The sequence below is a fragment of the Actinorhabdospora filicis genome (assembly GCF_030269765.1).
Classification (GTDB): domain Bacteria; phylum Actinomycetota; class Actinomycetes; order Mycobacteriales; family Micromonosporaceae; genus Actinorhabdospora; species Actinorhabdospora filicis.
The window spans coordinates 114526-140084 of sequence record NZ_BSTX01000003.1 but is presented as its reverse complement, the minus strand read 5'-3'; the positions used below and the strand labels follow the sequence as shown (position 1 = coordinate 140084).

Genomic DNA, 25559 nt, shown 5'->3' with positions numbered 1-25559 from the left:
AACCGACGGCCTCCCCCACCGCAGACCCGGTGAGGGAGGCCGCTCACGCGAAACCTGCTCAGTCCCGTCCTGGCCAGCGCGAGCGCTGATGCGGGACCTTGTCACCTGCGAACGGCCGCACTCCCCGGCAGCCCTTCACCGTGCAGACCCACGACCACTCACGCTGCCCCTTCTTGGTGCGAATGTCGGCCGTATTCAACGCCACCGCACACTTCGGACACGACATTCCCGCGGCCGCAACCTCCTCGGCCCGCTCCATCCGCAGAGTCTCGGCGACGAGGGCGGCGCTTCGGATCTCCAGCATCGTCTCCTTGCGCCGGTAGGGCTCCTTCTCCGCCGCCGACAGAAGGTTCATGCTGCCCTGGAACGTCCACAGCCCGTCCACCAGCACCAGCTTCTGGTGCATGTTCTGAATGTGCCGGACGGTCCCGGGAAACCTCGCGATGAACGCGTCGAGCACAGGGCGCAGCTTCTCATTGATCTCCCTGTGCGCCAGGCAGAACACCGTCACCCGCACTCCCCGATCCGCGGTCTCCACCAGCAGGTCTTGGACCTCCTGGTACTTGCCGACCCACGGACTCCACACCCAGACACTCGTCTCCGCCTGCCGCAACGCGTGCCCGACCGCGTCCATCACCGTCACCTGGTCGTACTGGCCGACGATCCGCACATAGGGCTTCAGCGCCTCCCAGACATCGCTCTCCGGAGTGTCCGGCGGTGGCGGATCCACCTCGTCGTACCCGAGGACTCCCGCGGCCTTGACGACGCCGATCTCCCCCGCCTCGATCATCTCGCGAAGCACCCGGAGGGGCCCGGTCGTGGCGCGCTGGACGACCGGCAGCAGACCGGCCACGTACACGCGCTTCCGCGCCCGCGTGACGGCCACGTTGAACAACCGCAGCCCGTCGACGTCGTAGTCGCGTCCGGATCGGGCGGCCTGCGGCAGCCGCCCCTTCCCGTCCTCCACCAGGTCGAACAGGACCACGTCGAACTCACGCCCCTGTGCAGCGTGCGCGGTACCGATGTCGATCCGCGAGCGGACGGGCGAGCGCTCGGCCTCCAGGAAGCGCCTGGTCGCCTCCTCCTGGTCCTTGTACGGCACGATCACGCCGAAGCTCTCGCCCTGCTGCTGCATGTGCTGCTCAGCGAGGGCGGTGGTGAGCAGCCCTCCGATGGACCAGTGTCCCTTGTGCACACCGCTGCGGTGGATCTGGACGAGGTCACTGCCGAGACCGTCGACGTCGATGAAGACCACCTCGCCGCCCTCCTCACGGAGAGCGCGCAGGGCTCCCTCGTACACCGCGCGGTTCACGAGGTCATTGATCTGCCTGCCGAAGCGGTGCTGCTCGGTGAGGACTACACAGCCCGGATCCGCCTCCGCCTCGGCGTGAGACCTGATCTGGAAGTGCGCGAAGCACTCGTCATCGAAGTACGGCTTGATCGTGTCGTCCTTCTCCTCCTCCGGGTCCAGGATCGGCCGATTCTGCAGGAAGTCCCCGACCAGGACGGCGCCGATCCGGGCCTTGCCGACGGCGTGCACGACCTCGGGCAGCCGGCAGAAGGCGGCCTCATCAACGACCACGTAGTCGTATTCGCGCGTGCGGACAGCCGCATTGAGAACCGAGGTCGCCAGGGTGGTCGCGACCACCTTGGCCTCCTGGATGATCCCTTTGGCGAGGTCCGCGCGCTCCTTCGCCATCCGCTCCTGGAGCTGCTCGTACTCGCGTTCGGCGGCCCGCAATTCCACCCGGGCGGTGTCCGCGGCCGTCTGAAGGGCGGGGAGGCCCGAACGCATCCCTGCCAGCCCTTCCCGCTCCGCGCGGGCGAGCAGCGCCTCATCGTCGGTGGTCGGGAGCGGTCCGGAGTGGAGCTCCTGAACCGCGCGGTACTTGGCGGCGCTGACCTGCAAGCCAATCTTGGTGAGCCGCTCAGGCAGCCTGTCGTGTTCCCCGAACAAGGCCAGTGACAGTTTCCTCGCCTCAGCCGCGGAAGGCACCGTCATCTGCTCGGGAGCCGCCACCCCCAGCTCTGACAGCCGGTCGGTCTGGTCGCGGCGGGTGGTGACAGCCTCGGCGTGCTCCAGCCGGGCGCGACCATGCTGGCGCTTCGCGGCTTTGATGAGCTTGCGTTGCTTGAAGCGCGTCCACCAGTCCAGCGACCGCAGTCCGTCGAGGGTCTGACCGGTAGCGGTGATCTCGGCCTCGGCCTCTCGCTCCACCGCGTGGCACCGGACGAGCTCGGCGAGCGCCATTTCCTTGGGGAGTTCCTCCAGCCGGCGCGTCGTGTTCACCTGTTCTCGTTCCAGGTCGAGCACTCGCTGCTGCAGCTCACCGTGACGGTGTTCGCGCTCGGCTCGCCGGCACGCTTCGTCGTAGGCGCCGAGGTCGAAGGAGGCGATGCGACGCTCGACCTCGTCGTAACGGCCCGGCCGGGGATCGTCCCGCAGGCGGTCGATGCGCTCCAGGACGTCCTCGATCTGCCGTTGCAACGCGGCCTGCCGTGCCTGGATGAGCAGCGGCAGCGCCACCCGAGGGTCGGTGGCGACCTCACGGACCGAGGGAGTGCCTACCCGCACGATCACGCCCGGATCGGGATTGAGGTATCCGGCGACCTTCTCCACGGCGTTGTCCACCGCGATGTTCGTCGTCGACACCAGGAGCACACTGCGGCCCATCGCGATGATCTGGGCGAGCGCTTCGGCGATGACGTGCGTCTTGCCGGTACCGGGCGGGCCCCACACGAGCTGTAGACCAGGCGAAACGCACGCGCGCAGCGCGAGCAGCTGGGCGGGGTTGAACCGGGCGTCGGGTGCCGGGGAGCCCGTTAAGGGATCGAGGTGCCGTTCGGCGAAGCGGTCGGCGAGAGACCCCTGCGGGAGGGCATCAAGGCCTTCGCGCAGCAGTTTCGTCTGCTCGCGCTTGTCATAGGCCGGTGCCCACAGCAGGAGTGCTCCACTCGCCGTCGCACTGGCCTTCACCAGCAGTGCCCCGTCGTCCAGGAGCGATTCGATGACCGCGTACTGACGCTCCTGCGGGCCCTCGTTGGGTGCGAGGACGGCGTCGGTCAGCCGTTCCAGCTTGACTTTCGCGCCCACGCCCTCGAACCGGAACCATCCCGGGCCCCGGCCGGGATCCGGGGCGACCTTGCCGACCCGTGCGAACTCGCGCTTTCCGGTGTTCTTCAGCTTGAGGATCAGCCGGTCCAGGGCCGCGATCAACCCATCGAACCATTCCGAACGCCCCACCATCGCCCCCTTCGACCGGTCCACGGTAGTGGCGGGGTGGGACGAAGTGAAGATGCTGTCCACCGATGACCCTGTGGACAGCGGGTCTTTTCATTTGGTGGTCATTTCCCTTCCCGCCCGCCTCGGCAACCCGGGCGAAACGGGCCACCTGGTGATCAACCAGGATGACGCTCCCCACGAAGCTCCCCCGGTGATCCACACCACCTGTGGCAGAGTAGGAGGATCGCCCACATGCTCGGTAGCAGTGCCCACTGAAAGTGCTCGAAAGAAATGGACAGGTCACAGGTGACGAACCCTCGCTGGCAGGGAGACAAGTCTCAGTTCGCCTGGGAGCAGGAAGCGCTCGACCACATCAGGAGCTTCTTCCCCGACCGGGCGCCCTATGTCGCCCGTCAGTGCTTCACCTTCACCGGCACCTCCGGCCACGCCCGCGAATGCGACCTGCTCATCGGCACGCCCGCCGGGCTGACTCTCGTGGAGATCAAGAGCCACTCGGGCACCGCCACCAACCAAGGCGCGATGTGGTCCTTCAGCGGCTACGGGAGATCCTTCGTCAACCCGTACCACCTGACCGACCAGAAGGCCAAGGAGCTCAAGAGCCGCCTTCATTGGGCCGCGCAGCGCATCGGCATCCCGGTCGGCGAGGTGCCCTTCGTCAACGCCGTCACCTTCCTGTCCGCCGCCGACCTGGTGTGCAACTTCGACCAGATCCAGCGCGAACACCTGTACGGACGCGAAGGCAAGACCGCCCAGACCAAGCTGGGCGGCATCTGGACCGCACTCAACGGGCAGCCCGGCTACACCCACAACCGGCTCACCCCCGGGTTCGCCAGGAACTTCCACCGGCTCCTGGAGACGATGGGCGTGATGCCCATCAACACCGAGCAGAAGGTCAACTCCTACCGGCTCGGCGAACTCCTCGACGACGGCCCCACCTGGAGCGACTACCTCGGCGAGAACACCGCCCTCGCCGGCGACGCTCCCCGCCGGATCCGCATCTACGTGACCGGTTTGACCGCGGACGGCTCCGTCACCGACGCCGACCGCCAGTCCGCCGAGCGCGCCGCCAATCGGGAGTACCGCAGCCTCCTCGGCATCCAGCACGATGGCATCGTCCAGGCCGAGGCGATCAGCAACACCTCCGACCTGGGCACGGCCGTCATCTTCCGGCACGGCAAGGACTGGCAGCGACTCGACCAGTACATGGCCCAGCAAGGCGCGGACCTGGACATGTACACGCGCGTGGCGATGCTGCGGCAGCTCACCGACGCCCTCGGGCACGCCCACCGGCAGCACCTGTTCCACCGTGCGCTGGCCGCCCGCAGCGTCTGGGTGGACGCGAGCAAGCCGGGCGAGGTGCCGACGCTGCGCATCGCCGACTGGCAGACCGCCGCCCAGGCCGAGGCGACATTCTCCACACTGAGCGGTGCCGGGCCTCTCCCTTCACTGGCGAGACACATCGAGCTGACCGCCGGCCCCTACCTCGCACCCGACCTCAGGCACCTCTCCGGCGACCCCACCCCACTGGACGTCTTCGGACTCGGAGCCATCGGGTTCCTCTTGCTCACCGGCAGGCCCCCCGCACTCAACGGGCGGGATCTCGGCGAGGTCCTGAGCCGGGATGAGGCACTCGTGCCTTCGGCCGTCTCCGACGACATCTCCTTCGACCTGGACGACCTCATCCGAGGCGCCACACGGTCGGCCCCGAGCGAACGCTACGAGAGCGTCAAGGACTTCTCCGACATCCTCGCGATCATCGAGGACGACCTCCGCGCACCGACCGTGGACGAACTCGACGCCCTCGACGCACGCGGCAAGGACCGGCTCGGCGAATACGAGATCGTCCAGGTCCTCGGCACCGGCGCGACCGCCCGCGCCCTGCTCGCCAAAGACTCCGAAGGCAAAGAGGTCGTACTCAAGGTCGCCCTGGCCACCGGAGCGTCGGAACGGCTGGAGCTCGAGGCCGTCCAGCTACGCGACCTGCACTCCGGCTACATCGTCCGCTACCTCGCCGGGCCGCTCCCGCTCGGGAAGCGGAAAGTCCTGGTCCTGGACCGGGCCGGGAAGCAGACCCTCGCCGACTACCTCCGCAAAGAGGGCCGCCTCACCATCGAGGAGCTGCAGGACTGGTCGCACGATCTCTTCGAGGCCCTGCGCTACCTGGAGCAGGAAGAGGTCTACCACCGCGACATCAAACCGGACAACCTCGGCATTCACGAGTTCCCCAGAAAGGGCAAAAAGGGACGGCAACTCGTCCTCTTCGACTTCTCCCTGGCCGGGGTCTCCGACAACGAGCTGCTCGCGGGGACGCAGGGTTATCTCGACCCGTTCCTCGGCTCCCACAACCGGCTTCGCTACGACGGGGCCGCCGAACGCTACGCCGTCGCGGTGACCCTCTACGAGATGGCGACTCGGGAGCTCCCTTCCTGGGGTGACGGATCGATCGATCCGAAGCTCCTCAGGGCCGATGTGGTCATCCCGGTGATCTCCAAGTCCTCCTTCGACCCCGCACTGGCCGCAGGGCTGGAGAAGTTCTTCCGCAAAGCCCTGCACCGCGAGGCGAGCGAGCGATACCTCAGCCACGACGAGATGCGCACGGCCTTCGCTAAGGTCTTCGAGTCCCTCGACGAGCCGGTACCGAGCGAGCACCCAACGACCAACTCCGAGGGCGGCCCACTCCCCGACGGCATCACGGCCAACACCTCCATCTACGACGTCGGGCTATCCGCCCGTGCGGTCTCACTCGCGGTCGAACGCCTGAACGTGTCCACCGCCGGTGAGCTCATCGAAATCCCGGCCAACAAGATCGCCCAGCTACGCGGCACCGGCCTCCCCGTCCGCAACGCACTCAACCAGCGTGCCCGCGAGATCCGCGACCGGCTCAAGGCGTCCGAACCCGCACCGACTCCGGTCGCTGACCTCGAGGGTGCGGCGCCGAGCATCGACGAGATGGTCCGGCGGATCGTCCCCGGCGGGCACAATCTCGACCACACCCGGCGGGTAAGACTGCTGCTCGGTCTACCCGACGGGGACCGGACGGCCACCGAGCCCGGTTGGGCCACGGTCAGCGCGATCACGCAGGCGACCGGGATCGATGAGGAAGCCCTCATCGACTCCCTGCAGAAGGCCCGCCTGTACTGGGACAAGAGCGTCAAGGGCATGTCCGCGCTGCGGGACACGATCGCGACGATCCTCACCGCGCACGGCCGCGTCATGGAGCTCGGGGGTCTGAGCGTCGCCCTCCTCCAAGAGCGCGGCAGCGACCTCGATGATGCGGTAGCCCGACGCGTGAGCGCAATGGCCTGCGTCCGCGCGGCGCTGGAGTGGGACTCGACCCTCGCCAAGCAGCACCTGGCCTTCCGCCGCCTCCCCGACGGTGCGGTACTCGTCGCCACCATCTCGGAGGATCCGGCCCAGCCGTCCGACACCGAGCTGCTCGATCACGCCGTGGCCCTCGGCGCACGCGCGTCCGAGCTGGTCAAGCTCACCGAGGCGGAGCTGCTGCCGTCACCCTCGCGAGTCCTCGCGGCGCTCCTCGACGTGCCGCGGCCGGAGAACATGCCAGCCCTCCCCGACACCGACCTGGTGCGCCTCGCAGCGGGGGCCTCACCGCACGCCGCCGCGACCCAGCGCCTGGAGCTGTACCCCGTCGACCTGGAACCGGAGCGAGCGATCCGCGTCGCTCAGCTCGGGGTGTACCTCACCGAGCGGGCCACAGCCGTGCCGAAGCTGGTCGAGCGGGTCTACTCGCGGCTACCGGAGCTGCGCGGGTTCCCCGCGGATGGGACAACGCTGGCCGGACTCCTCGAAGCCGACGGCTACGACACGGAGATCGGACGCCGGGACGGCGTGGAGTACCTGTCGCTGAAGGCGGCACCGCTCACCCGCTCCCTCAGCGCCCGCCACAGCCGGACCGCCGACGCACAGACTCCACAGCAGGAGGCACGGGCGCTCCTGGCGGTAAAGACGCGTGACGGCGGCCTCCTGGCGATCAAGGTGCCGGTCAAGCAGGCGCAGGTCATCGCAGCGGAGCTGGCCGGATTGCCCCAGGTACGAGCGGTGGACGTGAGCGAGCGGTTCCTGGCGACGCTGAAGCAGATCGTGGACGAGCGCGGCGGGAAGCCGTCCTGGGAGGCGGTGCTTAAAGCGGACTCGCCAGACGCGAGCCCCCGGGCGCAGTCGGGGTTCATGAGCCTGCTGGAGCAGGTGTGGCCCCGGCTGGAGGCGGAGTTCACCGAGATCCCGGGAGTGGTGCTGCTCCACAACGCGACACCGCTGGGGCGGTACCCGGGTGGGCAGCGGCTCCTCGGGCGGCTGATCGCGGCGGCGCGGGAGGCGGAAGCCAACCCGCACGCGCTGTGGGTCCTGTGCCCGATGGAGTCGCTGGGGCTGCCGGCCCAGATCGACGGGAACATGATCGGGGCCATCTCGGCTCAGGCCGAACAGCTCGCGCTGACCGGCGCGTTAGTAACCTGGACGGGCGATAAGTAACCGCCTGGTCACCGAACTCGGCGCGGGGTGTGCGCCCGCGTTTCCTCGTGAGAAGTGTCTGTGGGAGGACGATGATGGACCACTCCGCGCTCTTGGGCGACCTGCGGCAACGAGTACTCGTACTGGAGGACGACCTTCGGGAGCGGGCTGCCGAGCCGGAATTCCACGGGGACCTGCGGGCGGAGTACGACCAGGCGTTCAACCGGGAGCGGCTGTCGATCTCGTATGAGACGTGGCTGGAGGACCAGGTCACGCAGGCAGCTGTGGCGTGGGTCCTGGGGACGGTGTTCTTGCGGTTCTGCGAGGACAATCGGCTGATCGAGGGGCGGTACCTGGCAGGGCCAGGGGACGGCACCGACATCGCGGTGGACCGGCAGCGAGAGTACTTCAAGAACCACCCGGAGAACACCGACCGGGACTGGATCCTGACGGGATTCGAGGAGATGTCGAACGACTCGCCGGTAGTGGCGGGGCTGTTCGACAAGGGGCACAACCCGATGTGGCGGATCACGCCCTCGCACCCGGCGGCGAAGGAGCTTCTGGGGTTCTGGCGGGAGCGGGACACGGAGGGGCGGGAAGTCGCGTACGACTTCACGGATCCGGAGTGGGACACGCGGTTCCTGGGGGACCTGTACCAGGACTTGTCGGAGGCGGCGAAGAAGCGATACGCCCTGCTCCAGACACCGGAGTTCGTGGAGGAGTTCATCCTCAAACTAACGCTGGAGCCGGCGCTAGCGGAGTTCGGGCTGGAGCCGAGATACAGGGGTCCGATACCGGGGGTCCCGAACGTGCTGCGGGTGATCGACCCGACATGCGGGAGCGGGCACTTCCTGCTGGGGGCGTTCCATCGGCTGCTGAAGGCTTGGGAGGCGAAGGCTCCTGGGGCGAGCAAGTGGGACCTGATCGGGCGGGTGCTCGATGGCGTGCACGGGGTGGACAAGAACCCGTTCGCGGTGTCGATCGCGCGATTCAGGCTGTTCCTCGCGGCGACGAAGGCTTCGCACAAGACGACCCTCAGGGATGCGCCTTCGTTCCGGGTGAACATCGCAGTGGGAGACTCGCTGATCCATGGGCGAGGGGTGTACGAGCTCAAGGCCGAGCGGGACCTGTTCAGCGAGGACGAGCCGCACACCTTCGTCACGGAGGACGTGAGCGAGTTTGAGAAGTCGGTGGATATCCTCGGCATGGGAACGTATCACGTGGTGGTTGGGAACCCGCCGTACATCACTGTGAAGGATCGCAGGGAGAGTGAGAACTATCGACATCTGTACAGCACTTGCCACGGGAAATACTCGCTCTCAATTCCCTTCGCAGAACGATTCTTTCGACTCGGCATACGAGGAGATAACGAAGGCCGCAACGCAGGGAGAATCAGCCAGATCACAGCAAATTCGTTCATGAAACGCGAGTTTGGACAGAAACTAATCGAGGAGTTCTTCAACGGCGAGGTCCGCCTGACCGATGTAATTGACACTTCAGGTGCATACATTCCTGGACACGGTACACCTACGGTAATTCTCGTCGGAAAGAACAGCTCTCACCGCAAGAACGGGGCTATTCGAGCGGTTCTCGGCGTGCGAGGAGAACCGAGTCAGCCAAATATCGCTGCCAAGGGTAGGGTATGGACCGCAATCACCAGCCAAGTCGACAACATTGGCAGTGAAAGCGAATGGGTGAGCGTACGAACACTTGAACCTATTCAACTCGCACGATACCCATGGAGCCTAAGCGGAGGCGGCTCCTACGAACTCACATCGACCCTCGACACAACAGTTCACAAACTGGAACATAGACTCTCACGCCCGATAGGATTCGCAAGTTTCCCCGGCCAAGACGAAGTCTTCTTTCCGGGAAGTCCATGGCTAAGTCGACACAACATCGACTTCCCAGTAAGACGTCCGTTGATTATCGGCGAAGTTGTTCGCGACTGGGAGGAGCGCCTCCAAGAAGACGCACTGGTCCCATACGAATCGGACCATACTCCGCTGCCATATCAAGAGAACTCACCCTGGGGGCGCCACCTCTGGAGCCAGAGGAGCATCCTTCAGTCTACGATCGGATTCGACGGCAAGGCGGTTAAAGGATCGTCACACAAGTGGTGGACTTGGTATCGCTGGATTCCAGAACGATACGCAACAAAGCTCTCGATTACGTTCGCATTCGTAGCTACCCATAACCATTTCACACTCGATCGAGGCGGGAATGTCTTTAAGCAGTCGGCGCCGGTCATCAAGTTGTCCGAAGACGCAAGCCTGGATCACCACCTTGAACTGCTCGGCATCCTCAACAGTTCCACTACTTGCTTTTGGTTGAAGCAGGTCAGCCAGGCCAAAGCTGGCACAGAAAACAATAGCGGCGGTGGAAATAGATGGTCCCCAGAGGCTTGGATCGATCGTTACGAATTTACAGGAACAAAGCTTCAGGAGTTCCCCCTCCCTTCGACGTTGCCACTGTTCCTGGGTCGCCGCCTTGATTCGCTTGCACAGGAACTGGCGCAGCATGAACCGGCCGCAACTACACGGCACCTCACTCGTGATGACCTCGATCAAGCCCACGATACATACCTCCACAACCGTGCCACAATGATCGCCCTCCAGGAAGAACTCGACTGGCAGGTCTACGGTCTCTACGACCTCCTCTCAGAGGATGAGTCCTCCTCCCTCATCTCCCCCGACTTCGATGCCGTCCCCGAGATCAAGCTCGGCGAGCGCGCCTTCGAGATCGTCCTGGCACGCAAGATGGCCGCTGGAGAAACCGAGACCCAGTGGTTCGCCCGACACAACTCCACGCCCATCACCGAGATCCCGTCCCACTGGCCGCAGTGGTACCAGGACCTCGTCCAGCGCCGTATCGACACCATCTCCTCCAACCGGAACATCGCCCTCATCGAGCGCCCCGAGTACAAGCGCCGGTGGGCCACCGAGCCCTGGGAGAAGAAGGAGCAAGCCGCACTCAAATCCTGGCTCCTCGACGCCATCGAGAACCGCGACCTCTGGTACTCCCCCGACGCCTATGGCGCCCTCCAGCCCAGCCCCCAGACCATCAACCGCCTCGCCGACCGCCTCTCGGCCAACGACGAGTTCATGTCCGTCCTGCGCCTCTACGCCGGTCCCGAAGCAACTCCCGTCAAGGTCCTCACCGACCTCCTGACCCCCGAGCACGTCCCCTTCCTCTCCCCCCTGCGCTACAAGGACTCCGGCCTGCGCAAGCGCGCCCAGTGGGAGAAGACCTGGGAGCTCCAGCGCAAGGAAGACCTCACCGGCGAGCCCGAGACGATTCCCGTCCCCCCGAAGTACACCTCCGCCGACTTCCTCAAGACCGACTACTGGCGCCACCGCGGCAAGCTCGACATCCCCAAGGAACGCTTCATCTCCTACCCCGGCGCCACTCCCTCCGACGACGGCTCCCTCCTCCTCGGCTGGGCAGGCTGGGACCACCGCGAGTCCGCGCACGCCCTCATCGCCCTCATCACCGAGCGCATGTCGCAGCTCGGCTGGGGCCGCGAGGAACTCCTCCCGCTCTTCGCCGGACTCGCCGAGGTGATGCCGTGGGTCCGTCAGTGGCACGATGAGACCGACCCAGCCACCGGCATCAACCCGGCCCGGGAGTACGACATCGTCCGCGCTGAACTGGCGAGCGGCTTCGGGATCACCGACGAGGACCTCGCTGGCTGGCGCCCCGCGCCGACCGCCCGCGGCCGGGCGAAGAAGAAGACGCAGTAGGAGGACCCCGTGACGCAGCCGCAGCAGACCCTCGACGACCTGTTCTCCATCGAGGACCGGGTCTTCGCGGGCGACTTCGTCGCCGTCCTCAATGACGCCGACAGCAAGACCGCCGATCTCGTCGACTCCTACGTCGTCACCGATCAGCTCGCCGACTGCTTCAGTCAGGCCCTCGACCTGATCAAGGCGGGTGTGAAGACCCAGTCCTCGCAGGCCACGTACCTGGACGGTTCCTTCGGCGCCGGTAAGTCGCACTTCTTGACCGTCCTGCACGCCCTGCTGTCCGGTTTCCCGGCCGCGCGGACCAAGGACAACCTCGCGGGTGTCGTCTCCAAGCACGACGACTGGCTGCAGACCACGAAGTTCCTCCAGGTCGGCTACCACATGCTGAACGCGGAGTCGGTCGAGTCGGCCATCTTCAACGGCTATATCCGCACGGTCCGCCAGAAGCACCCGGACAAGCCGCTACCGGCTGTCTACAAGGACGACAAACTGCTCGCCGACGCCGCGAACCTGCGCACGAGCATCGGTGACGACGCGTTCATCAGGCTTCTTCCCGTGGTCGAGAGCGACGATCAGGACGACGACGAATGGGGGGACGCTCCGTCGTGGAACACCGCCTCTCTGGATAGTGCCTTCGCCGCTGGGAGAGACACCCAGGAACGTCGCGACCTCGTCTCCGCCCTCATCGGCTCCTCTTACTACTCCGGCTACACCGAGGCCGTCGCTAACAACGCTGACGCGTTCATCGACCTCGACAAGGGCCTGTCGGTCATCAGCCGACACGCCCGCCACGTCCTCGGCTATGACGCGCTCGTCCTGTATCTCGACGAGATGGTGTTGTGGCTGTCCAGCTACATCGGTGACATGAACAAGCTGCGGCGGGAGACCCAGAAGCTCGCCAAACTCTTCGAGTCCGCCGAGACCGACCGGCCGGCGCCGATCATCAGCTTCGTCCCCCGCCAGCGCAGCCTGCACGACTTCGTCGGGAAGCGGGCCAGCGGTGCCGAGCGCGAAGCGCTCTTCGACGACCTCGGCCACGGTGACGGCCGCCTGGAGACCATCGCGCTCTCCGACACCAACCTCCCCGTCATCGTCGAAAAGCGGCTCCTGCGGCCGAAGTCGACCGAGGCGACAGCCGCTCTCGACGCGGCCTTCGCCAACACCGCCAACCTCGGACGCGAGGTCTGGGACGTCCTCCTCGACGCCCAGGGCCGCCCCAGCGACCGCGACACCTTCCGGCGCAGCTACCCCTTCTCTCCCGCGTTCCTGAACGTCATGGTCGACGTCGCCGGAGTCCTCCAGCGGCAGCGGTCCGCGCTGAAGCTGATCAGCCGCCTTCTGGTGGAGTACCGCGACCGGCTCCCACTCGGCCAGCTCATGCCGGTCGGCGCGATCTTCGGCGTCCTCACCGACGGAGCCGACTCGCCTACGAGCCACGCCGTCAAGGTCCACTTCGACAAGGCCCGCAACTACTACCACGACCGACTGCGCCCATACCTCCTCGAAAAGCACGGCCTTGAAGAGGGAGCCCCAGAGACACGCTCCACTCGCAGCGGCTTCACCGCCGACGACCTCGTCGTCAAGACCCTCCTGCTCGCCGCGCTCGTCGAGGGCGTCCCTGCGTTTCAGAACCTCACCGCCGGGCGGCTGGCCGCGCTGAATCAGGGCGCCATCGTGGCCTCCTTCCAGGGCATGGAGCCCCGCAAGGTCGCCGCGACCCTCAAGGAACTCGGGCAGCGCTTCGACATCTTCGATGTCGTCGGCTCCGATGACCCGACCGTCACGGTGAGCCTCAAAGGCGTCGACACCAAGGAGATCATCGACGCGGCCCGCGGCGTCGACAACGCCTACGCCCGGCAGCACATGATCAAGCGGCGCCTGTGGCAGGACCTCGGGCTCAAGGACCTCGACGCGCCCGTCTCCACGATGAAGGTCGACTGGCGTGGAACGTCCCGCACCGTCGAATTGGTCTTCACCAATGTCCGCGAGATGCCCACGGTGCGGTTCGCGCCCGAGCAGCCCGAGGCGGTCAAGGTCCTCATCGACTACCCCTTCGATGAGGCCAACCACTTCCCGGTCGATGACCGGCGGCACGTCCACAAGGCACGCGATCTGCTCACCGGTCCCCCACCGCTCACCCTCGCCTGGCTGCCGGCCTTCCTGACTCCGAACCGCGAGGATGAGCTGGGCGACCTCGTCATCATCGACAACCTGCTCGCCCGCAAAGACCGGCTGGACACGTACACCGGGCACTTCACCTCCGACGAGCGCTCGCAGGCCGAGAACCAGCTCAAGGCCCGCAAGGGCAGCCTTGAGGAGATGCTGGGCAAGGTCCTGCGCAAGGCCTACGGCGTGGAGGGCGCCGACGCCTCCGATGTCAGCCCGACCACGGAGAAGCACGTCGTGGCGTTCGACCCCCGCGCCGAGCACGACCGGCCACCGGCGGGCATGGCCCTCGGGGACGCGCTGCCGTGGATGGTCCGCAAGCTCCTCGACACCACCTACCCCGCCCACCCCGACCTCGACCTCGAACACAAGGGCAAGACGGTCACCGCCGCCGACCTCAAGGTCGTCCTGGGTGCGATCGAACGAGCGAGCCTCGACCCGAGGGGCCGCCTGGAACCCGACGGTTCTGAGTTGCCGACCCTCAAGCGGATCGCCAACCCGCTCGGTATCGCCACCGTCGGCGAGGTCATGGTCCTGCGCGACGACTGGCTCACCGACCTCGACCAGCGCGCGGCCCAGGAGAAGATGGCCGACGACGACCTGAGCGTCGGCCTGCTGCGCCGCTGGATCGGTGAGAAGTTCCCCGGTCTCCCCGCGATGGTCGTCGACCTGCTGGTCTGCTTCTATGCCATCCGCGCCGACCGAGTCTGGATCCGCAGCGGCAAGATCCAGGCGACCAACCCGGGTATCGGCGAGCTTCATGCGGACATGTACCTGCGCAAGCAGGCACTGCCGTCCCGGTCGGAGTTCGACCTCGCGCTCAAGCGGGCCGTGGAGATCTTCGAGGGACCGCGGCGTGAGGCCTACACCTCCCGATCGGTCACCGCCATCGCGAGCGCCGTTCGCGAGCGGTGTCGTGCGATGGACAGCCACGTCACCGGACTGCGAAACGAGCTGGTCAAGCACTCCGGCGTCCTCGGACTCACCGCTGGCAGCCCACGCCTGGCGACCGCGGAGGCCACGCTCAAACTTGTCACGGCGCTAGGCCCGATCGAGGACCCGACGGCGCTGGTCAAAGCCCTCGCCGCCGCCGAACTCCCTGCGGATACCGCGGTGTACCGCAAGAGCCTCGACACCGCCTCCACGGTCGCGCACGACCTGCGGATGGCTCAGTGGCCGATCCTCGGCAGTCTGGTCACCACCTCCGGAAGTGACGAGGCCTCGGCCTCCCTTCTGGAGCTGCTGCGGGGTACCGCCGCCGCTGACGAGCAGGGCAAGGCGCTGGCTCCCGTGCTGCGCCAGGTCACCAAGGAGGCCACCGAACTGCTGGCCCGGAGAGCGGTTCAGGACCCTGCGCCAGGGCCTGCGACGCCTCCTCCGGTCGCCGCCGCACCTCCGGCCCCCGGTGAGGCACCAGCTGTGACCCGCCGGACCTTCGGCAAGGACTCCTTCGACGTCCTCGACGAGCTGCGCACCCAACTCGCCAAGGATCCAGAGGGGCGCTACGAGATCACTTGGCGCAGAATGGCCTGATCATGACAGTGACCGCCGATGTTCCCGTGGTTCAGCCGCACCTCATCCTCGGTGAGGCGCGGGGGCTCGTCCGCAAACGGACCGGTTCGCACAATGTGCCACCGGTCATGCTGCTGCGCGCTTCGGCGGACTGGACCGGGGACGAGCTGCTGAAGATCGACGGCGAGGACGGCACCGCGCACACCGTGCGGGTCCGCCCCGCCCGCAGCGTGCTCGCCGTCCTCGACGCCATCGACTCGCGGAGCGAGCACGAGTTGCTGATCGTCCTCAGCCCGTTCCGGGAGGAGGAGCTCGGCCCGAACGTGCTCGCCCGGGTCGTCGAGCAGCGGGTCTTCAGCCTCGGGCTGTGGGATGTGCTGCTCGGTGAGACCGGTGCCGACCGGCTGGACCCGGTGCTCCAGACGAGCCGCTACCGGTGGCTCGTGGAGGCGGTCCTCGGCGATGGCGACCTACTGCGGCGGGTCGCCCGCGCCCGCACGCCCGTTCTGCGCGCCCGCGACCTCCTCCAGCGCCTTGCCGCGCTCAGACTCGGGTTCCCGCCCGGGGAGAGCATCGACCCGGCCACACTGCTCACCTGGAGCCGCCGGCCCGGTGCCTTCGCCTCCTTCGGAGACCTTCCGAAAGAGGAGCGCGAAGGCATCACGAGCCACCTCGGCGAGACCATCGGCCCGGTCGCCGAGATCGTGCTCAGCCTCGCCGACCCGCGAAAGACGCACGCCGGGAAGCTCGCCGACGCGATTCCGCTCGGGCTGGTCGTCGATGAGCTCTACACCGACCGGCATCCCGCCCCCGAGCAGGTCCGGGACGCCCGGATCAGGCTGGAACGCCATCTCCCCGAACCGCCGCCCAGTGAGGCGTCCTTGCGTACGTTCGGGCGTACGTGCGCGGCCCTGGTGGAGCGGTGGACCGAGGGTGCGCACGCCCAGGACGCCGAGGACATGTACGCGCGGGCCGGCGCGCTGCTGGGCGAGCTGAGGGTCGGCGATCTCGCCGAGCACAGCCGGGTGCTTCCCGAGGGGTTCCGCCGCCGTCTCGACGACCTGGCCAAGGCCATCGGCGCCGCACGCTCCAAGCCCGACCGGCGGCGTCTGGAGGCCGCCGAGGCGGCCTATGTGCTCCTGGTGGAGCACCGGCTGGCCAAGCGTTCCGAGCCGGTCCATCGACGGCCGATGGCCGCCGCGTCCAATGCGATCCGCCTGCTGCGCTGGCTCTCTATCGAGACACCGGTGTTCGCCTCTCTTGAGGAGGGACTCACCTGGCAGATCCGCGTGGGCGGCTGGGTCGACCGGGCCCTGCGGGTCCTCGCCTGGGCCGATACCACGGACTCGCCGACGGCGGCACGCGTCTACCGTGCCCTGTTCACGGCGGTCCGCGAGCGCCGGACGACCCTCGACCGGGCGTTCGCGCTCAAGCTCGCGGCGTGGAAGGGGCGCGAGACCGAGCACATGCTCCTCGCCGAGAACCTCATGCGTCGTGTCGCACGCCCGCTGGTGACCAGGGGGACGCCGCTCCTGATCGTCATCGACGGCATGAGCGCCGCCGATGCCACCGCGATCGGCGAGGACCTCGCCCGGGTCGGCGACTGGATCGAGGCGGGACGTAACGCCGCCGGGCGTGAAGGCGCTTTGGCGGTGATCCCGTCGATGACGACCTACTCGCGTACCAGCCTGCTGACCGGTTCGCTCACGGCCGGCGGGCAGAAGGCCGAGGACACCGGCTTCACCGCCTTCTGGAAGGGCCGTCCCGCGCGGCTGTTCCACAAAGACGACCTTCGTGGCACCCCGGGCAGCACGATCCCCGACGAGCTGCGCGACGCGCTCATGGATCCGAAGGCAGTCGTCGGGGTGGTCCTGAACAGCATCGACGACGCGCTCCAGGCCGATGAGCGGATCAGTGCTCCACTATGGACGCTCGATACCGTCGACTACCTCGCACCGCTGATGCGGGAAGCGGCCAACGCCGGCCGCCCGGTGATCATCACCTCCGACCACGGGCACATCCGCGACTACGGCGGGCGCGCCGGTACGTCCGGGGAGAGCGCACGGTTCCGGGCGCCGACCGATGCGGTGGACGATGGCGAGGTCCTGCTCGACGGCGACCGTGTCGTGCACGGAAACGGCCGCATCGTGGCCGCCTATGACGAGAGTCTGCGGTACCGGATGCGCAAGGCCGGCTACCACGGTGGTGCCTCACTCGCGGAGATGGCCATCCCCGTTCTGGTGTACCTCCCCGTCGGCATGTCGGTTCCGGCGGACTGGGACACCCTCACCCCCAGCAGCAACCACGAGCCCCAGTGGTGGGGTCGACTTCCCGCCGCCATGGCCGAACAGGCTCCCGCCGGTCGGCGTCCCGTACAGGACGAGACTCTCTTCGGTCCCGAGACGCTTCCGGCCGCTGCCGATGGTCTGGGGGCGCGCGTCGTTGGCACGGCGCAGTTCACCACCATGCTCAAGTTCGGGCGGACGAAGCTCGACGGCGACAAGGTCGCGGCCCTCATCGATGGGCTCGACGAGGCCGGTGGGCGGCTTCCCATCGCCCGGGCCGCCGAGATCACGGGCCTGCCGCTGTTCCGGATCGACGGGTACATCTCGCAGCTGAGCCGGATCCTCAATTTGGACGGCTACCAGGTGCTCACCCGTATCGACGGTGGCCGGACCCTTGAGCTCGACCGCGATCTGCTCGCCGAGCAGTTTCTGGGGGGCACCCGATGAGCGGCGTCAGCCCGGCCCGCCGCCGTGAGGTGATCGACGCCTTGCGCCGCGGGACCGTCCCGTACAACGGCCTCGACCTGTTCGCGGTGGGGCTGGACCGTTTCGAGACGGCGATCGACGCCGAGCTGGACACCGTCGCCGGTGGCGGCGCGGTGTTCAAGGCGGTACGCGGCGAGTACGGGTCCGGCAAGACCTTCTTCGCGCGATGGCTCGCCGAGCGGGCCAAACGGCGAGGGTTCGCCACCGCCGAGATCCAGATCTCGGAGACCGAAACGCCCCTGCATCGCCTGGAAACGGTGTACCGGCGCCTCGTGGAGCGACTATCGACGGCAGCACAGCCGCCATCTGCGTTGCGGGACATCATCGACGGGTGGTTCTACACGCTCGAAGAGGACGTCCTGGCAGAGCGCGCCCTCACCGACGCCGACGAACTGGCGTCGGCGGTCGAGGAGCTCATGGAGCGTCGGCTCGCGCAGGTCGCACGGACGACTCCTGCGTTCGCTGCAGCACTGCGGGCGTACCGGCGGGCGCTGCTGTCCGGGGACCACGAGCTGGCCGAGGGCCTGATCGCCTGGATCGGCGGGCAGCCCAATGTCGCGGCGAACGTGAAGCGGGCGGCCGGGGTGAAGGGAGACCTCGACCATTTCGGAGCCCTGGGATTCCTGCAAGGGCTGCTGACCGTCCTGCGCGACTCCGGGCACGGCGGGCTCCTGGTGGTACTCGACGAGATCGAGACGCTCCAGCGAGTCCGGTCGGACGTGCGGGAGAAGGGCCTCAACGCGCTCCGCCAGCTCCTCGATGAGGTGGACGGCGGGCGCTTCCCCGGCCTGTACCTGATGATCACCGGGACGCCACCATTCTTCGACGGGACGCAAGGAATCCAGCGGCTCGCGCCGTTGGCGCAGCGGCTCGCGACGGACTTCGCCGATCCGCGCTTCGACAACCCACGGGCGGTGCAGATCCGGCTCACCGGCTTCGACCTCGGCAAGCTCGCCGAGCTCGGACGGGTGATCCGGGACCTGTACGCCGATGGAGCACACAAGAGGGTCGCGCAGGTCGTCGACGACGCCTACGTGACGGACCTGGCGGTCGCCGTGACGGGCGGGCTCGGCGGGAAGGTGGGCATCGCGCCGAGGCTGTTCCTGCGCAAGCTCGTAGAGCAGGTCCTGGACCGGGTCGACCAGTTCGAGGACTTCGACCCGCGCCGGCACTACACCTTGACGATCAGCACCGGCGAGCTGTCGGAGATCGAGCGGAACGCGGCCGGATCGGCCGATGACGTGGAGCTGGATCTGTGAAGCGATCATGCCCGGCCGCCCAGCCCGGGTCTGAGAGGATCAGAGGATGACCGAGGACCTCGCCGACCTGCTCGGAACGCAGGAGACCATCGCCCTGGAGTTCAAGCGCGAGTCGCAGAAGACGAAGCGCGATGACATCCGCAAGGCGATCTGTGCGATGGCCAACGATCTCGGTCGTCGCGGAGGTGGCGACATCCTCATCGGGGTCAACGACGACGGCACCCCGGTCGAGGGCACGGACACCTCCGACGCGATGCTCCTCGCGTTCTCCAACATGCGCAACGAGGGAAAGATCCTGGACGTCCCGACGATCCAGGTCAGCGCGGCCCCGTACCGGGGGAAGCCGGTCATCCGGATCAGGGTGGAGGCGTCGCGGACTCCTCCAGTGCGGTTCGACAACATCGTCTACGTACGCTCGGGTCCGTCGACGCGAAAGGCCGTCGCCGACGAGGAGCGCATCCTCAGTGAGCGGCGCATCCATTTCCACCAGCCTTTCGACAGCCACCCGGTGCTCGGCAGCACGGTCGAGGAACTCGACCTCGGCCTCTTCCGGCACGACTACCTACCGGCGACAGTGGACAGGTCGGTCCTGGAAGAGAACGGACGGCCGATCCCGCAACAGCTCGCGGCCGCCCGCATGACCGACGCCGACGGCGTGCCGACCGTACTCGGGCACCTGGTCCTGGGATTCGATCCGAGAAACCGGATCCCCGGCGCATACGTGCAATTCATCCGATACCTAAGCAAGGATGTCACCGGCGACATCGGCGACGACCAGGAGCTTCGGTACAACATCACCGACCTGGAGCGCCCGCTCAGCGCACTCCTGCGCGCCCACAATCGCAAGTCCATTCACCCTACGGGCGATCTGCGCGAGGAAACACGACCGGACTACCCGATCGAGGCGCTACGGGAAGCGTGCATGAACGCCATCATGCACCGAAACTATGAGAGCTCCAACGCCGCCGTCCGAATCAGCTGGTTCGACGACCGGATCGAGATCAGTAATCCCGGCGGCCCTTACGGCCAGGTACGGCCCGACAATTTCACCCGGACGAATGACTACCGCAATCCGTCGCTGGCCGCGGCCATGAAATCTCTGGGATACGTCAACCGGTTCGGCCGGGGAATCTCCCGCATCATCGAAACCATGAATCGCAACGGTAATCCCGAACCCGAATTCGTGGTCGATGCGACATCCTGGCTGGTCATCATGAGGAGATCACAGTGATCTCCCTTGCCTTCTATGACCTACTGGCAGGTTCAGGGAAGACCACCCTGGCCTACCACCTTGCCCACATGTTTCAGCGCAGCGGCCTCACGATCCTGACGGTCGACCTCGACCCGCAGGCCGACCTCACCAGGGTGTTCCTCACCGAGGACGACTCATCGGACTTGTGGCCTCAACCGGCTCTCTTCGAGCTGGCTGAGCCGAGCGCACCGCCGCTCACCTCAGCCGACAGCTCCATCGAACTGCCCGGGCCGAGGCGGATCAATGACGGCATTTGGCTACTACCGGGACATGTCGGCCTGTTTCGTTTCGAGAGCCCGCTAGCCGCCTCATGGCAACCGGCCCTGGCCGGCGACCCGGCCGCCATCGAGAACATCACCACATTCCGGCGCCTCATAGCTCAGGCCGCAGAATCGGTTTCCGCCGACCTCGTCCTCATTGACATCGGCCCGAACCTTGATGCGATCAGCCGCTCAGCACTCCTGGCCGCGGATGCGTTCATCACTCCACTGAACGGCAATCTCCGGTCTCAGCTCAGCATCTCCACCCTTGGCCCGGCGGTACGAAAGTGGTGGGATGCCTGGTCGAAACTTCGCCTCGAACATCCCGAATCGGCGGCCGCCCAATCCATTGGGCAAGCCGTTCCCCTCGGCTACACGATCACCAAGCTCGATCGCCGACGGACCAAAGACTTCTGGATTGACAACCTCATCGAAATCTATCAGCATGCGTTTCTCGATCCTGATGATGATCCGTCGGACTATGATCTCGGCCGTCTCCGGTATTACGGCAGCCTGATGGAACTCGCCGAGCGCGCTCACAAGCCGATGTTCGATCTGCGGCCCAGCGATGGCGCGATCGGAAGCACGCAGAAGTACGTTCAGATCTGCCGGGACGAGTTCCGTGCCCTGGCCGACAACATCCTCGACCGCCTCGATCGGGTCCGCAAGCCGTGAGCCTCGACGAGCTGCACCCGTCGCTGACCCACCACATCGTCAACACCCTCGGCTGGCCGGGGCTGCGGCCACTCCAGCAGGAGGCGGTCGGACCGCTGATGGCCGGCGAAGATGCGCTCCTGCTCGCACCCACCGCGGGCGGGAAGACCGAGGCGGCCACCTTTCCACTGCTCTCGGCGATGGTCACCGAAAACTGGTCCGGCCTATCAGTCCTGTACGTGTGCCCGATCAAAGCGCTCCTGAACAACCTGCTCCCCCGCCTGGAGGCATATTCGGGATGGCTCGGGCGGCGGACCGGGATGTGGCACGGGGATGTGTCCGCGTCGGTGAAGCAGCGGATCCGTGATGACCCTCCGGACATCCTGCTCACCACACCCGAATCCCTGGAAGGCCTGCTGGTCTCCACCAAGACCGACCACCGGAAGTTCTTCGCGGGACTGCGCGCGGTCATCGTCGACGAGGTGCACGCATTCGCCGGAGACGACCGCGGGTGGCATCTCCTGGCGGTCCTGGAGCGGCTGTCCAAAGTCGCCGGACGCCCGATTCAGCGGGTGGGATGCTCGGCGACCGTCGGGAACCCCCACGAGCTGCTCATCTGGCTGAAGGGATCACAGGCCGGTGTACGCCCCGGGAAGGTCATCGCGCCCGATGTTCCGGCCATCACCGAAGTCCTGGAAGGCGACCCGCCCCCTGCCGGGGAGGTCGAGCTCGACTACGTCGGCTCGGTCGACAATGCCGCCAAGGTCATCGCCGCGCTCCACCAAGGCGAGAAGCGGCTGGTGTTCGCCGACTCCCGGAGACTCGTCGAGGAACTCGCCGCCGCCCTCCGGGAACGTAACGTCACCACATTCCTGTCCCACGCCTCACTGTCCATCGACGAGCGCAGGCAGGCCGAAACGGCGTTCGCCGAAGCCCGCGACTGCGTCATCGTCGCCACCTCCACATTGGAGCTGGGCATCGACGTCGGAGACCTCGACCGGGTGATCCAGCTGAACGCGCCCCGCACCGTCGCATCCTTCCTTCAGCGCATCGGCCGCACCGGACGGCGATCGGGGACCGTCCGCAACTGCCTCTTCCTCGCGCTGAACGAGACCGGATTGCTCGACGCCGCCGCCCTCCTCCACCTGTGGGGACGGCACTGGGTCGAGCCCGTGACGGCACCACCCGAACCCCGGCACATCGTCGCCCAGCAGCTACTCGCCCAATGCCTCCAGGAATCCCGCGTCGGTGACCGCCTGTGGATCGAGGGCTGGAACGGACTCCATCCCTTCGACGCGAGCGCAGCCCCGATCCTGGACTTCCTCATCGACGAGGGCCACCTCGAAAACGACGGTGGAATGCTGTTCATCGGGCCACGGGCAGAGCAGAAGTTCGGGCGCCGGAACTTCCTGGAGCTCACCAGTGTCTTCACCGCCGCCCCCGAGTTCACCGCCATCGCCGGCCGTGAGGAGATCGGCCGGGTGGACCCGGCGGTCCTCGCCACGCCCGCGGAGGGACCGCGCGTGCTCCTCCTGGCGGGACGAAGCTGGCGGGTCACCTGGATCGACTGGAAACGCCGACGGTTCTTCGTCGAGCCGAGTACCGCCCCGGGGAGCATCCGCTGGAACAGCACCGGCGGCACCGGACAGGGACGGTCCTTCGCGCTCACCCGAGCGATCCGGGAAGTACTACTCGGCGGCGACCCGCCAGTCCAGTTGACCAGGCGCGCCATAGCCGCTCTCGCCGACGCACGGACCCGCCATGAGGACCACGTCGACGGCGCCGGCACCATCATCGGCACCGAAGACTCCGAGCGACGCTGGTGGACCTGGGCGGGCTACCGCGCCAATCTCACGCTCCAGGAGAGCCTCGGAGAGCTCGCCGAAGACTTCGGAGTCACCGACAACTCGCTCCGGCTCCGACGAGACACATCCACAGCGGCGCTTCGGGATCGGCTCGCGCACAAGCTCCGTGCACCGATCCCGGACGAGCAGGCGCTCACCGGCTTGAAGTTCAGCACGGCCCTACCCAGAAGCCTCGCGGTGGCAACGCTCTCGGCACGGCTCGCCGACTTGGACGGCGCGGCCCACATCCGAGACCAAGCCGTCGTCCTCCGCTGAGTGCGCCCGTCGAGGCACACCAGCAGAGCCAGCCCACGTCGAAGAGCTCTACTACCCCGGTGACCCCGCACCCGGCGGATCCACCAGCCGATGCCGATACGCCAGCGCCACCAGCTGAGCCCTGTCCCGGGCACCGAGCTTGGTCATCGCCCGGCTGATGTGCGTCTTGGCGGTGGCCTGGCTGATGAACAGGGACTCGGCGATCTCGTCGTTGTTCATCCCGTACGCCGCCAGCCCGGCGACCTCGCGTTCGCGCTGGGTGAGCCGGGCGAGCGCATTGGCGTTCACCTTGCGGTTCGGCGTGCGGTCGACGAGGCGGGCGACCAGGCGCCGGGTCAGGCCCGGTGACAGCAGGGCCTCACCGCCCGACACCACGCGGATGCCGTGCAGGAGCTGCACGGGATCGGTGTTCTTGATCAGGAATCCGCCCGCACCGGCGTCCAGGGCCTCGATCACGTACTCGTCGTGGTCGAAGGTCGTCAGGATCAGGACGTGGACGTGCGCGAGGCCGGCGTCGGCGGCGATCTGGCGGGTGGCGTCGAGTCCGTCGACGCCGGGCATGCGGATATCCATGAGGACCACGTCGGGACGCGTCCGCCGCGTCAGCTCGACGGCCTCGGCGCCGTCGGCGGCCTCGCCGACCACGGTCATGCCGGGTTCGGCGTTGATGAGGGCCCGGAATCCGGCGCGGACGAGCGACTCGTCGTCGGCGATGAGGACGCGGATGGGTTCGGTCATGGGCGGGGGGTGATCATCGGGCGCACGGCGTCATCATGACTCCTCGGCGGTGGGCAGCTCGCACCGCACCTCGAAGCCGCCGCCGGGGTGGCGGTCGGCGGTGAACCGGCCGGACAGGGCCAGGGCCCGTTCGCGCATGCCGGTGATGCCGTGCCCGTCGCGGCCGATGGCGCCGGTGGCCGTGCCGTCGTCGCGGATCTCGATCACCAGCCGCGTGGGCTCGTAGCGCAGGTCGAGGCGGACGGTGCGCGCGCGTCCGTGGCGGATGACGTTGGTCAGCGCCTCCTGGATGATCCGGTAGGCGGCGAGGTCGACCGCCGCCGACAGTGGCCGGGCGTCGCCGTGGACGGTGAGTTCGGGCCGGACGCCCGCCGCGCGGACCGGGTCCAGCAGGGCCTCCAGCTGGTCCAGGCCGCCGCGAGGCGCGCGGGGCCGGTCCGGTTCGCCGTCGTCGGAGCGCAGGACACCGAGGAGCACCTTGACGTCGGTCAGCCCCTCGTCGCTGATCTGCTTGATCGCGGACAGCGCCTCGGCGGCCTGCGCGGGCCGCGTGGCGAGGAGGTGGATGCCGACTCCGGCCTGCACGCTGATGGTGGCCATGGTGTGGCCGAGGATGTCGTGGAGCTCGCGGGCGATGCGCAGCCGCTCCTCGGCGACGCGGCGGCGGGACTGCTCCTCGCGGGTCTGGGCCTCGCGGGCCAGCTGCGCGCGGCTGGCCGCCAGCATCCCCCGGTAGTAGCCGACGGCCGTCCCGGCGGCCCCGACGGTGGCGGTCATCCACACGGTGCTGCCGATGATCCCGACCGGTTCGGCGCCGCCGAAGGCCAGGTGCAGCGAGGCCAGGGCGCTCAAGGCGCCGACCAGGACGCCCGCCAGTCCCCACCGCCAGCCGCGCAGGGCCGCGAGGGTGTAGCCGGCGACCGGCGGGGCCAGCAGGATCAGCAGGCCCGGATAGTGGGCGGCCGACCAGGTCAGGGCGACCGCGTTGAGAACCACCAGGACCGGCACCGGGTAGCGGCGGCGCAGGGCCACGGCGGCGGCCACGAGGACGGCGAGCGCGAGCGCCCCGGCGTCGATCGGGCGGGGCTCGATGCCCCTCGGGGGTCCGATGTCGGCGCCGCTGGCGGCCACCACCAGCACCGCGAGCCCGAGGCCGATACAGGCGTCGAGGAGGGGCGGTGCGGCCTTGGCCGCCGTGCCGGGTGTCTTTGTCGTCGCCATCCCCAGAGATCCTGCCCTCGTCAGCCGGGGACGCGCGTCCGCCGTGTGTGGTGCGTCCGGCTACCGCACGCGGTGTACCGGCCTACCGCCGAGGGATGACCGTACGCCCGTGGGCGAAAGCGCCGGACGCGACCACGAGCCGACGC

11 protein-coding genes are annotated in these 25559 nt (G+C 67.5%); 8 read left to right on the top strand and 3 right to left on the bottom strand.

The genetic code is table 11. The features are described from left to right. Positions 1-58: 58 nt before the first annotated feature. Positions 59-3307, bottom strand: a complete 3249-nt coding sequence (locus QSK10_RS20950) for an AAA domain-containing protein (protein ID WP_285664609.1) — start codon at positions 3305-3307, stop codon at positions 59-61. A gap of 222 nt (positions 3308-3529) precedes the next feature. Between QSK10_RS20950 and pglW the strand changes: the two genes are divergently transcribed. The 8 genes from pglW (at position 3530) to QSK10_RS20910 (ending at position 23454) form a co-directional block, all read left to right on the top strand. Then, positions 3530-7735: a BREX system serine/threonine kinase PglW gene (pglW, locus tag QSK10_RS20945; protein WP_285664608.1), complete on the top strand. Its 4206-nt coding sequence runs from the start codon at positions 3530-3532 to the stop codon at positions 7733-7735. Positions 7736-7806: 71 nt separating this feature from the next. Then, on the top strand, positions 7807-11457 hold the full coding sequence (gene pglX, locus QSK10_RS20940) for a BREX-2 system adenine-specific DNA-methyltransferase PglX (protein WP_285664607.1): 3651 nt from the start codon (positions 7807-7809) through the stop codon (positions 11455-11457). A gap of 9 nt (positions 11458-11466) precedes the next feature. Next, positions 11467-15159: a DUF6079 family protein gene (locus QSK10_RS20935; protein ID WP_285664606.1), complete on the top strand. Its 3693-nt coding sequence runs from the start codon at positions 11467-11469 to the stop codon at positions 15157-15159. Between the two features lie 2 nt (positions 15160-15161). After that, positions 15162-17870 carry a BREX-2 system phosphatase PglZ gene (pglZ, locus tag QSK10_RS20930; protein ID WP_285664605.1) on the top strand — a complete coding sequence of 903 codons (2709 nt, stop codon included), beginning with the start codon at positions 15162-15164 and terminating at the stop codon, positions 17868-17870. Continuing rightward, a complete protein-coding gene (gene brxD / locus QSK10_RS20925) occupies positions 17867-19168 on the top strand; it encodes a BREX system ATP-binding protein BrxD (protein ID WP_285664604.1) in 1302 nt (433 codons plus the stop codon). The genes pglZ and brxD overlap by 4 nt, the downstream gene beginning before the upstream one ends. A 46-nt stretch (positions 19169-19214) precedes the next feature. Continuing rightward, the gene (locus QSK10_RS20920; protein ID WP_285664603.1) at positions 19215-20399 is read left to right on the top strand and encodes an ATP-binding protein; all 1185 of its coding nucleotides are present in this window, start codon (positions 19215-19217) and stop codon (positions 20397-20399) included. Continuing rightward, the gene (locus tag QSK10_RS20915) at positions 20396-21355 is read left to right on the top strand and encodes a ParA family protein (RefSeq protein WP_285664602.1); all 960 of its coding nucleotides are present in this window, start codon (positions 20396-20398) and stop codon (positions 21353-21355) included. The genes QSK10_RS20920 and QSK10_RS20915 overlap by 4 nt, the downstream gene beginning before the upstream one ends. Continuing rightward, on the top strand, positions 21352-23454 hold the full coding sequence (locus QSK10_RS20910) for a DEAD/DEAH box helicase (protein WP_285664601.1): 2103 nt from the start codon (positions 21352-21354) through the stop codon (positions 23452-23454). Before QSK10_RS20915 ends, QSK10_RS20910 begins: the two co-directional genes overlap by 4 nt. A 51-nt stretch (positions 23455-23505) precedes the next feature. Here the strand turns inward: QSK10_RS20910 and QSK10_RS20905 are convergent, their stop codons facing one another. Together QSK10_RS20905 and QSK10_RS20900 are read right to left on the bottom strand one after the other, a co-directional pair. Continuing rightward, entirely contained in the window at positions 23506-24192 is a 687-nt protein-coding gene (locus QSK10_RS20905; RefSeq protein ID WP_285664600.1) for a response regulator, read from the bottom strand. A 33-nt stretch (positions 24193-24225) separates the two neighbouring features. Beyond that, positions 24226-25413 (bottom strand): sensor histidine kinase, encoded by a 1188-nt coding sequence (locus tag QSK10_RS20900; RefSeq protein WP_285664599.1) that lies wholly within the window; start codon positions 25411-25413, stop codon positions 24226-24228. Between the last annotated feature and the right edge of the window lie 146 nt (positions 25414-25559).